Origin of the sequence: Rhodococcus sp. GXMU-t2271 (assembly GCF_041414735.1) — a bacterium.
Taxonomy (GTDB): domain Bacteria; phylum Actinomycetota; class Actinomycetes; order Mycobacteriales; family Mycobacteriaceae; genus Rhodococcus; species Rhodococcus indonesiensis.
Genome location: NZ_JAUIZP010000064.1, coordinates 19,742 through 28,791, shown reverse-complemented (window position 1 = coordinate 28,791; position 9,050 = coordinate 19,742). Strand labels below are relative to the sequence as shown.

The 9,050-nt window shown below is 69.0% G+C and carries 8 protein-coding genes; 3 read left to right on the top strand and 5 right to left on the bottom strand.

Annotated elements, in window-relative coordinates; genetic code table 11:
* Positions 1-1,001 (top strand): thioesterase domain-containing protein (locus QYS60_RS22965; protein ID WP_371384347.1); only part of this gene is annotated, 1,001 nt, incomplete at its 5' end.
* A gap of 201 nt (positions 1,002-1,202) precedes the next feature.
* On the top strand, positions 1,203-2,231 hold the full coding sequence (locus QYS60_RS22960; RefSeq protein WP_191902700.1) for an alpha/beta hydrolase family protein: 1,029 nt from the start codon (positions 1,203-1,205) through the stop codon (positions 2,229-2,231).
* A gap of 73 nt (positions 2,232-2,304) precedes the next feature.
* Here the strand turns inward: QYS60_RS22960 and QYS60_RS22955 are convergent, their stop codons facing one another.
* The 5 genes from QYS60_RS22955 to QYS60_RS22935 all read right to left on the bottom strand — a co-directional run bounded on the left by QYS60_RS22955 (position 2,305) and on the right by QYS60_RS22935 (position 6,940).
* Complete coding sequence (locus tag QYS60_RS22955) at positions 2,305-3,279, bottom strand: alpha/beta fold hydrolase (protein WP_289379213.1); 975 nt, start codon at positions 3,277-3,279, stop codon at positions 2,305-2,307.
* Positions 3,280-3,398: 119 nt separating this feature from the next.
* Positions 3,399-4,256: an ABC transporter permease gene (locus QYS60_RS22950; RefSeq protein ID WP_289379212.1), complete on the bottom strand. Its 858-nt coding sequence runs from the start codon at positions 4,254-4,256 to the stop codon at positions 3,399-3,401.
* Positions 4,257-4,263: 7 nt separating this feature from the next.
* Entirely contained in the window at positions 4,264-5,115 is an 852-nt protein-coding gene (locus QYS60_RS22945; protein ID WP_003938097.1) for an ABC transporter permease, read from the bottom strand.
* Entirely contained in the window at positions 5,112-6,113 is a 1,002-nt protein-coding gene (locus QYS60_RS22940) for an ATP-binding cassette domain-containing protein (protein WP_289379211.1), read from the bottom strand. Before QYS60_RS22940 ends, QYS60_RS22945 begins: the two co-directional genes overlap by 4 nt.
* A 131-nt stretch (positions 6,114-6,244) precedes the next feature.
* Positions 6,245-6,940 (bottom strand): GntR family transcriptional regulator, encoded by a 696-nt coding sequence (locus QYS60_RS22935; RefSeq protein ID WP_054371918.1) that lies wholly within the window; start codon positions 6,938-6,940, stop codon positions 6,245-6,247.
* 142 nt (positions 6,941-7,082) lie between these two features.
* On the opposite strand from QYS60_RS22935, the gene QYS60_RS22930 reads away from it, so the two are divergent.
* Positions 7,083-8,747, top strand: coding sequence for an amidase (locus QYS60_RS22930; protein WP_289379208.1), 1,665 nt, complete (start codon positions 7,083-7,085; stop codon positions 8,745-8,747).
* Positions 8,748-9,050: the final 303 nt, after the last annotated feature.

Genomic DNA, 9,050 nt, shown 5'->3' with positions numbered 1-9,050 from the left:
ACTTCTTCGCTCTGGGGGGCAACTCGCTCAACGCCACCCAGGTGGCGAACCGGCTGCGTACGAAGACGGGTATCGACGTTCGCATCCAGTGGTTCTTCGCCGACCCTACGGTCGAGGGACTGGCCGGGCGCCTCCTCGAGGCGGCATCCTCCGAACTCGACTACGACGTGACACAGGATGTCGCCATGGCCGTCGTGCTGCCCATCCGTAGGAAGGGATCTCGCGAACCGCTCTTCTGTGTGCACCCCATGTACGGATTGTCGTGGTGTTACTCCGGTTTGACACGATTCGCAGAGGATCGTCCCGTCTACGGATTGCAGTCACCGGCTCTGTCGGAGGACGAGGCGCTTCCGAGCTCCCTGGAAGACATGGCGCTCAGGTACGTCGAGGAGATCAGACGGATCCAGCCGCACGGTCCCTATCACCTGCTCGGCTGGTCCCTCGGCGGTGTGCTGTCGCACATCATCGCGGTCGAACTGCAGTCCGTGGGGGAAGAGGTAGCCACCCTGACAATGTTGGACAGCCACCACAATCTGGAAGTATCCGAATTCCACGATGCGGTGCGGGAAGCTCTGGCCGAAGTGGGGATCAACCTGGGCGACGCCGACATCTCCAATATGTCGACCGAGAATGCAGAGCAATTGTTCGAGACCATGGTGGTCGGTGGGCCCGCGTTGGATCTCGAGCGAGTGCGGCGCATCTACGCCAGCGCAATCAGGTCGGCGGAACTCATTGCTTCGCACACGCCTGGCATGTTCCGGGGCAACCTGCTGTACTTCAGCGCCACGGAGCATCTGCCCGGTGTGGACGATCCGGCGCAGCGCTGGTCGGAGTTCGTCGAGGGAGAGATCGTCGATGTGTCCGTTCCAGGCACGCACGCCGATATGACCACCCCGGAGTCTCTTGCGATCATCGGCCCTGTGCTCGCTCAGCACCTCGGCGACAAGAAGTGCCGCGATGAGGGACAAGCCGAACCCGTCCAGGGCTCCGACAGATCGTAACGCGATCGATGTGACGGATGTGATCAGTGAGGTTTATGGCCTGCCGTCCGCAAGGTAACGTTCGACCGCGTGCTGTCGATTTCAGTACATGCTGCGCCGCAGGGCGCACCCCGGTTCGCCGGGGCTTGGGGACGCCCGCCTGCCGGGCCTGAGGAGGTTGACGGAATGAGTGTTGTCGAGTCGCGGAGCCGCGCTCGGAAGATGGGAGCAGCCGCGATCTCGGCGGCGGTACTTGCGCTGCCGCTGTTCACGGGCGCCTCGTTCGCCTCGGCCGACCCGGTGGCCGACACCCTGCAGCCCATCACGGCCGTCACGTCCGAGAACGGGTCGTACATCACCAGGATCGAGAACTACGCACCCCAGCAAATTCTGATCTGGGTCTACTCGGCGTCCATGGACGAGGAGATCCTGCTGGACGTGTGGCGCCCGGCCGACACCAGCAAGCCCGCGCCGACGCTGTACCTGCTCAACGGGGCCGGCGGCGGTGAGGACATGGCCACCTGGCGGGGCCGTACCGACGCGATCGAGTTCTTCAAGGATAAGCACGTCAACGTCGTCTCGCCGATCGGCGGCATGTTCAGCTACTACACCGACTGGAAGAACCCCGATCCGCAGCTCGGTGTGAACAAGTGGGAGACCTTCCTGACCAAGGAGATTCCGCCGCTGGTCGACGGAGCTCTCGGTACCACCGGAGTCAACGCGATCGCCGGCATCTCCACCTCGGGCACCTCGGTGTTCCAGCTGCCCATGGCCGCCCCGGGACTGTACCGGGGTGTCGCCGCCTACAGCGGATGCGCACAGACATCCGACCCGATCGGCCAGCAGTTCGTCAAGATCACGGTCGAGACGTGGGGCAACGGCGACACCGAGAACATGTGGGGACCGACGAACGACCCGATGTGGGCGGAGAAGGATCCGTACGTCAACGCCGAGAAGTTGCGCGGGCTCGAGATGTACATCTCGAACGGCACCGGTCTGCCCGGTCCGCACGACACGCTGACCGGCCCGGAAATCGACGGTGACGCGGGAGTGCTGGCCAATCAGGTCGTGGTCGGCGGCGTCATCGAGGCCGCAACCAACTACTGCACCCACAACCTGAAGAACCGGCTCGATGCCCTGGGCATCCCCGCCACCTACAACTTCCGCGAGACCGGAACCCACTCATGGGGCTACTGGCAGGACGACCTGAAGGACTCGTGGCCGGTGCTGCAGCGGGCCCTCGGGATCTGATCTCCGGTCCCCGGATCGTGCACACGCGAACGGCCCCTCCCGGCGGGAGGGGCCGTTCGCGTGCCGCGACTGTCTAGCCGGCGGGAGGCGCCGTGCACGGGGCCGGCACGGTCTCGGCGTACTGCGGATCGAGAGCCGACTTCACCAGGTGCAGCGACTCGGGCAGTTCGAGTAGGGCGAGGTGATCGGCCGGGCTGGTCGGACACGCGTCCTCGAGCCACACGTTGTGCACCACGCTGTTCTCGCTGGGCTGCAGGAACGCATTCTCCGGTGGCGTGGCGACCGTGTCCTGACGGGTGGCGATCGAGGTGTACTCGATTCCCGGCAGGGTCTCGGCCCCGGAGTTGAGCCGGGCCAGCACGCGCGATCCGGTCAGCTGCTGATGTCCGGCGATACCGAAGACCATCTGCGCGAGGCGTTCGGTGGCCCATTCCTGGTTCCCCAGTCCGAGACGGGCGAACAGGGAGTACAGCTGCTGCAGCCCGTTGAACGTGGTCCCGTGGTTGGTCGCACCGAGCATCACCAGTTTGTCGACCTTGTTGCGGTCCGGGTCCGCCGGGTCCGCGCCGCCCTCGAACCGTAGGTACTGGCGGGAAACCGGTCCACCCTGCGAGTGACCCACGAGGTCGACCTGGTCCGCTCCGGTGTGAGTGAGCACCGCATCGACGAACTCGCCGACCTGCTTCGCGGAGTCCTCGATGCTCCCGACTCCCCAGACCATGAGTTCGGGGTCGACCAGCGAGCGGATGCCACCGTAGTTGAGGGCGTAGACGCAGTAGCCGAGATCGGCGAGCTGCGGGGCTGCAACGGCCCACGTGCCGGTCATGTCCATCCTCGTCCCGTGGACGAGAACAACCGGCCGGGGATGCTCGGGGGAGGGCACACAGTCGAGGTCGTTCGCGCCGGCGGGACTCGGCCCCATCGAGTCGAGCAGCGCCGGTAGAGACGGGGGCTCGGTGGGCGCCGCGGCGGCCGTGGGCAGCGCCGGCCCGGCGGCCGCCAGGGCGGCCGCCGTCACGGCGACGGTGATCCGGCGGGCATACTTCATCGGCATTCCTCCGTGGGCCGCACTGGGTGACAGTGCCTCGGCTGCGTGCTGCAGCCGTTGTGCGGCCGCGGTCGGCGCACAGGATAACAGCCGGGGACGGCCGCCCGGGGTCGCCGCGATCAGCCCTCCTCGGCCGCGCGCCGATAGCCCCGGATGGCCGGCACCGTGAACACGGCGACGGCGAGGAAGACCCACAGCAGTGTCTTGACCAGCGGTTCGGCGAGCGGACCGCCCATCGCCAGCGCCTTCATCGCGTCGATCGCACACGACATCGGCTGGTTCTCCACGATCGGTTGCAGCCACCTCGGGTAGGCCATCACCGGGACGAACCCGGAGTTGAAGAACATCAGCAGGGTGCACCCGATCGACACCAGTTCCACGAGGGGCAGCTTGCTCGACATGGTGGCGAGGACGGTGACCATGAGGGCGAACCCGATCCCGAAGAGGATCGGGATCACCAGAATCCCGAGCACGGCGAGATAGCCCTGCGTGAACCGGAACCCCAGAGCCACCCCGGCCGCCAGGATGACGATCGTGGTCGCCAGCACCCGGACCGCCTCGGCGAACATCCGGCCCAACAGCCCGGCAGCCCGGTGGATCGGCAGGGTGTGGAAGCGGCCGAGCAGGCCCGTCTGCCGCTCCGTACGCAGACCCACGGCGCTGACCACCGAGCCGAACATGGCACCGACCAGGATGATCATCGGGACCGTGCCGTAGATCGCGGGCTGACCGGTCGCGGCGGTGACGGTGTTGCCGAGCACGACCCGGAACATCAGCAGGGTCAGCGCGGGGTAGAGCAGCGCCTGGATCATCGTCGCGGGATCGCGCGCCCAGCGCAGCAGCAGGCGCCCGCACTGGATTCGGCTGTGTTCCCACAGCGCCGCCGAGGACCGCTCCGGATGGGCGCGCGTGGGGTCCAGGAAGGCGAATGCGGCGCCGTCGGCGTCGACGGGCCGGGCCTCGGGCGTTCCGGTCACCTGCGAATCACCCCCGCCTCGTGCTGGCCCATACGGCCAGTGGCGCGAACACGAGCGCGAGGCCCGCGCACCAGGCCACGGTGGGGAAGAGGACCTGCCAGGTGACGCCACCTTCGGCCATGTCCTGCATGGCGAACGAGAACTGCGAGATGGGCTGGTTGCGGACGAACGGCCGGATCCACTCGGGGAAGCCCTCCTCCGGGACGAAGCCGCACGAGAGCATGCCGAGGATCAGCTGCGGCAGCGTCAGGGCCTGCGCGGTGGCCTCGGGACTCTTCGACAGCGTGCCGATCGCGTCGGCGCCCAGCGCCAGGACGAGACTGATCGCCAGGGCGGTGACACAGAACAGGACCGCCTGCCCGAAACCGGCCGAGAACCGGAACCCGATCGCGTATCCGAACAGCAGCGCCCCCGCCAGGGACACGACGGACCGCAACATCGCGCTCGACATCCGGGAGAGCAGCGGGACCGCACTGAACACGGGCATGGTCTGCAACCGGCTCGTCAGGCCCGTCATCGCCTCACCCGAGGACAGCTGCGCCGCCGAGATGGCGGTGAACGCCATCGCCTGCAGGACGATGATCGGCATCAGGTACTGCGCGTAGTCGATGCCCTGAAGCGACATGACGAACTTCAGGGGCAGGTAGAAGCCGAGGCCGAACACCACCGGGGTGATCGCCGCAACGACGAGTTCGCCGTACCGCGCCATGGTGCGGACCGTGCGCATCGTGAGCGCACTCCACTGGTTGAGCACCGTCGGGTCGGCCCGCCGGTGCGAACCGACCCGCTTCTCCGGGAGGGTGATCTTCGCGTCGTGCCGCACCCGCTGGGCGCTGATGCTCTTGGTGTGCACGGTCACGCCTGCCCTCCCGTCGTCGGTTCCGGGGCGTCGGCGCCCGCCGTGTGGCCGGTGAGGCTGAGGAACACGTCGTCGAGCGACGGCCGGCGCAGACCGATGTCGGCCAGCTCGATCCGGGTGGGTGCCAGTCGGCGCAGGGCCTCGGCGAGCGTCGCCGGACCGTGCGGCGCCGGGATGGAGACCCGGTCGTTGGATTCGGACCCGGCCAGTTCCGCCCGGACGTCGCCCGGGACGAGGTTGCCGAGCGCATGCACGACCCACGGCAGGGCCTTCGGATCGGCCGGGACGATCTCGCAGTAGCTGCCGCCGGTCGAGGCCTTGAGCTGGTTGGCGGTGCCCTCGGCGACGACGGTGCCCCGGTCGATGACGATGATGTTGTCGCTGAGCAGGTCGGCCTCTTCGAGATACTGCGTCGTCAGCAATACCGTGATGCCCTGCTTCTTGAGCGCGCCCACGAGAGACCAGACACCCTGCCGACTCCGCGGATCGAGACCGGTGGTCGGTTCGTCGAGGAATACCACCTCGGGGCGCACGACGAGACCGCAGGCGATGTCGACGCGGCGGCGCATGCCGCCGGAGTAGTGCCGCACCGCGCGTTTGCCGGCGTCGACCAGGTCGAATTCGCGGAGCAGATTGTCGGCGCGCTGGCGGGCGGCCGCGCGGTCGAGACCCATGAGGCGGCCGAACAGGATCAGGTTCTCCCGGCCCGACAGCGTCTCGTCGAGGGCGGCGTACTGCCCGGTCATCATGATCGAGCGCCGTACGGCGGCCGGGTCGGCGACCACGTCGTGCCCCGCGATCACCGCGCGCCCGCTCGTCGGGCGCAGCAGCGTGGAGAGGATCTTCACCGTCGTGGTCTTGCCGGCGCCGTTGGGGCCGAGAATGCCGAGGACCGAACCGCGCGGGGCGGAGAACGTGATGCCCTTGAGGGCATGGACGTCGCCGAACGACTTGTGCAGGTCGTCGACGAGGACCGCTTCGTCGTGGTATCTCAGCATCACTCTCCGCCGTGGAACTCTCGGTCGGCCGCTCGCGGACCCGTCGACGAGTAGATCCCGCCGTCACGCCGCGATGTTACCGGCCGCCCGGCGCGGTCCGAGCGGGCTGCGAGTGCCGCGCGGCGGCCGCGTCAGCTCCAGATACCGATCTCGTCCAGGTGCCGGACCAGGCGCCGGGCTCCGTCGGTGAAGTGCCGGCGGGTCTCCTCACCTGCGGAATCGGCGTCTGCGCGACCGAGCGCGTCGATCAGGCGGCGGTGCGAGGCGACGGCGGCGGCGCCCCAGGCGGGATCGGACGAATAGAAGTGCACCGGGGTGTAGCGGGTGGCGTTGAGCAGGAACCACGACAGCTTCCGCGCGCCGGTCGCGCGGTTGAGGGTGCGGTGGAACGCGAACTCGAGGTCCTCGATCCGCGCCCCGTCGCCGCTGCGCACCGCCTCGGCGAGACGTTCGTTGAGGTCCGACAGTTCCGCGACGGTCTCCGGGGTGATCGCTGCCGCCGCTCGGCGCGCGAGCTCTTCCGCGATCTGTCCCTGCAACCAGAACAGGTCGTCGATGTCGCCCCGGCTCAACGGAGCGACAACGTAGCCGCGGTGTGGGACGAGCTCGACGAGGCCTTCACCCCGCAGTGTGAGCAATGCCTCACGAACGGGGGTGACGCTCACACCGAGTTCGGCGGCGGTCTCGTCCAGCCGGATGAAGTCACCGGGCCGGACCCCACCGGACATGATGAGGTTGCGGACGTGCACCGCCACGTCGTCCGACAGCTGTGGCCTGCGCCGCAGCGGCCGTCCCCCGGACGCCCGGGACTGGGCAGAAGATGTCATCGGCACTCCCTACACTCCTGCGTTCCGGTACATCGGCCGGTTCCGTTCGACGGATTATCGCGCACCGCTCATGCGTCGTGGGGGAGGGTGGCTCGGTGCGCTCGTCCTGCAGGCATACGGCGCCGACACTAGCCTCGACCGGGTGAGTTCCCGAACGTCCCGGCGTCGATTCCTCGGCACCGCTGCCGGCGGCGTCGTCGGGCTCGGCCTCCTCCCCGCCGCGCGCGCCGCCGCCCGCCCGGCCTCTCGCCTTCCCGACCCGGCGACCGTCCCGGCCACCGATCCGGCCATGTTGAGTGCGATCGAAGCGGCCAGTCTGCTGCAGGCCGGACAGTTGCACCCGCGCGAACTGCTCGGTGCGTACCTGCGTCGTAGCCGGGACCACGACGGCGGCGTCGGCGCATGGATCCACCTCTATCCGGACCTCGCCTATGCCGCTGCCGACGCGGCGGCCACGCGGCTCACCGCCGCCCGGGCGTCCGGTGAGCCCGTCTCGCCGCTGTGCGGACTGCCGATCGCCCTCAAGGATCTGTTCGCGGTGGGGGGCCTTCCGCTGACCGCGTCGAGCAATGTGCTCCGCGACAACGTCGCCGCCGGTGATTCGGGGGTGTGGCGCCGGCTGCGGGACGCCGGGGCGGTCCTGCTCGGTCACGTGCACACCGACGAGTTCGCGATCGGTGTCGTCACCCCGCAGGTGGCGAACCCGTGGAACACGCAGTATTCCCCGGGCGGCTCGTCGGGCGGCAGCGCCGCGGCGGTTGCGGCCCGCTTCGCCCCCTTGTCGGTCGGGAGCGACACCGGCGGCTCGCTGCGGCTGCCGGCGAGCGCGTGCGGCGTCTCGGCGATCAAGCCGACGTACGGGCGCGTCACCTCGCACGGGATGATCCCGCTCACGTGGACCAGGGACCATCCCGGCCCCATCGGGCACAGCCTCGCGGACGCTTCGCTGCTGCTCGGTGTCCTCGCGGGTGAGGAGACGGACGATCCGGTCACGGCCGGTGGCCCCGGCGTGCCCGAGGGCGGCTACCCGCTGGCGCCGCCCACCGGGGCGACCCCGCTCGCGGGCGTCCGTATCGGCCTGCCGCACGGCGCGACCGACCGGCTGGCACCGGAGCTGCGCCGCCTGTTCGACGAGTTCCTCGCGACGGCGCGCGCACTGGGCGCCGAACTCCTTCCGGTGTCGATGCCCCACCCGCCGGAGTCGCTCCTGGCCGGTGACACCGCGGAGATGGGTGCCTATCACCGGCAGTTCGTGGACCGGCTCGGTGAATACCGCATCGACCTCGCGCCGCTCGTGAGTGCCGCGGTGGCCTCTCTGGCGCTGCCCGTCGCCGACTACTTCTCGCTGGAGCGGGACCGGTTGCGTTATCAGCACCAGTACAACGCCATGTTCCGCGACCACGAGCTCGATGTGATCGCCCTGCCGGGCGCGCTCGACGACGGCTGTCCCCGCGATGCGTTCGCAGGTCTGAGCGTGCTGTCCGGAGTGGCCGGCGACGTCCAGTGGGCCAATTACACCGGCGCCCCGGCTGTTTCGTTCCCCGTCGGCCGCTCGGCGGTGACCGGGCTGCCGTTCGGCGTCCAGCTGGGTGCGCTGCCGTGGCAGGAGTCCGGGTTGATCTCGGTGGGACTGGCCCTGCAGGAGGCCCTGCCGGTGTGGCGCGACGTGCCGGGTGTGACGCCGACGCCGCGCGAGCTGCCGGTGGTCACGCCGACGGCGCCGGGCCCGGGTCCCGATCCGACCAATACGCTCGGGGCGGCGGCGCCGGTCCGGACACCGGCGACCCTGTCGACCGGAGGATTGTGACGGCCGTCCCGCCGACGCGAAGTTGAGAATGCCGGGGCGGTCCTGCATACTGGTCGGGTTGCCTTGACCGGGTCACGGTTTTCCGCGGCTCGGAACAAGATCGAGTGACAGTCGCGGATCGAGCCTGACGGCCTGGTCGCGGCCACATGCAAGACGGAAGCAGTACCTTCCTGTACCCGTGCGGGTACATCCGGCAGGTCGGTCCGTGGTGTCGAGCATCGGTTCGGCGCTGCGGAGCGAGCAGTAGGGCGACACGCCCGACCGCGTGTGCCGGAGAACAATGACAGATGAACAGCGGCATGC